The organism is Streptomyces anandii JCM 4720, from assembly GCF_014650655.1.
In the GTDB taxonomy this organism is placed as follows: Bacteria; Actinomycetota; Actinomycetes; order Streptomycetales; family Streptomycetaceae; genus Streptomyces; species Streptomyces anandii.
Map to the genome: position 1 here is coordinate 4,719 of NZ_BMVJ01000022.1, position 1,442 is coordinate 6,160.

At 69.5% G+C, this 1,442-nt stretch carries 1 protein-coding gene and 2 pseudogenes; 1 reads left to right on the forward strand and 2 read right to left on the reverse strand.

The window, feature by feature from the left end; all coding sequences use genetic code 11:
* Both IE249_RS38850 and IE249_RS29300 read right to left on the reverse strand, forming a co-directional pair.
* Window positions 1-192, reverse strand: a pseudogene (locus IE249_RS38850) (PH domain-containing protein); the annotation flags it as partial.
* A gap of 137 nt (window positions 193-329) precedes the next feature.
* Complete coding sequence (locus IE249_RS29300; protein WP_189709568.1) at window positions 330-890, reverse strand: hypothetical protein; 561 nt, start codon at window positions 888-890, stop codon at window positions 330-332.
* A 155-nt stretch (window positions 891-1,045) separates the two neighbouring features.
* On the opposite strand from IE249_RS29300, the pseudogene IE249_RS38855 reads away from it, so the two are divergent.
* Window positions 1,046-1,442 (forward strand): annotated as a pseudogene (locus IE249_RS38855) (sensor histidine kinase); the annotation flags it as partial.

Sequence of the window (1,442 nt, forward strand, 5' to 3'; positions counted from 1 at the left end):
GACGGCCATGTAGAGCAGGCCGGGGACCAGTGTGGCGGTCAGGCACCAGCCGAACCAGGTGCGGGCGGGCGGGATGAAGAGGTAGAGCACCGCGAAGACGATGGGGAGCGGGAGCGCGAAGACGGAGGCCTGGGTGGTCCACCAGGCGACGGCTCGGCGCTCCACGCGGTGGCGGGGCGGGCGGAGCCTCACTTCGTCGTTGTGCCGCGTCTGATGCCGCGTCTGGTGCCCCATCGCCTGCCTCATCGAGTCTTCCGTCGCGTGTGCCACTGGTTCACTGCTTCCACTTCGCGGGGTCCGGCCGGTCGGGGGGGATCGAGGTCAGCGGGTCACCGCGTCGCGGTGCCGGCGTGTTCTCCGGACCGGCCGTGGGCGGTGGCGCCCTGGCCCTCGGCGGTCAGCCGGTGGCGGCGGGCCAGCAGGACACCGGTGCGCGCCAGCACCATGGCGAGCGACATGAAGACGAAGGCGTTGGCGTAGACGTCCTGGCCGCTGAGCTTGTAGTCGATGCTGAACTTGATGATGCCCTGGGGGAACCAGTGCTCCGTGCCGTAGGCGAACAGGACGCGGGCGCTGGACAGCACGATCCACAGCACAGCGTAGCCGACGCCGCCGGTGGTGTAGATCTGGCCCGAGTCGTCTTTGTGCGCGGGGAGCAGGGCCCCGGCGATCAGCCCGCAGATGGCTCCCGCACCGATGCCGACCAGCTGAAGCGACACGTCGTTCCCGGCCGTGGGCAGGGAGTGCACGAACAGTGCGATGACGATGGCGACCGCGAGGATCGAGCGCAGCATCCGCATGTTGGTGACTTTCCTGCGCCCGAGGTCGGCGGCCAGGATGATGGTGAGGATGGTCGCGCTTGCGATGAGCGCGGTGAGGAACGGGCTCATGGGACGTGTGGCCTTTCGTGGTTGCGCGCACTTGCCTGCGCCGCTGTACTCAACGTAGGCGGGGACGGGTGTACGCCGGGACGACCGATCGGTGGAACCGGCTGTCCACCGACCGGTGGACACGGCGGGGGGCCGTGGGTGGTACGACTTGTCCTGTGCGCACTCACACCCAGGTGGACGTGGCGGAGCGAAGCGGCGGCGGCCGGCCCCCCGAGGCCGGCAATCGCTGGTTCGCGCTGTGGGACGGCTACTTCTCGATCAGTTACGCCGTCACCACCGTGCTGCTGTTCATCACCGACGGCGATCAGACGTACCGGGCGGTGGCGATCGGCGCGCTGACGCTGGGTGTGCCGTGGTATGCGGCGCTGGGCCGCCAGCTGATGGTCCACGGCAGCCCGTCGCGGGTGTTCGGGGCGCGCAACGTGGTGTTCGGCGTGGGGCTGTTCGTGCTGTTCACGGTGGCCACCGCGTGCGATGTCGCGGCGTCGTTCGCGTTGTTCGCGGTGGTGCCGATGCTGATGATGGCGCTGCCGACGACATCGGCCATCGCGG

Excerpts from the sequence above, each read along its gene's own strand:
- IE249_RS29300 (WP_189709568.1), bottom strand. The coding sequence starts at position 890 with ATGAGCCCGTTCCTCACCGCGCTCATCGCAAGCGCGACCATCCTCACC.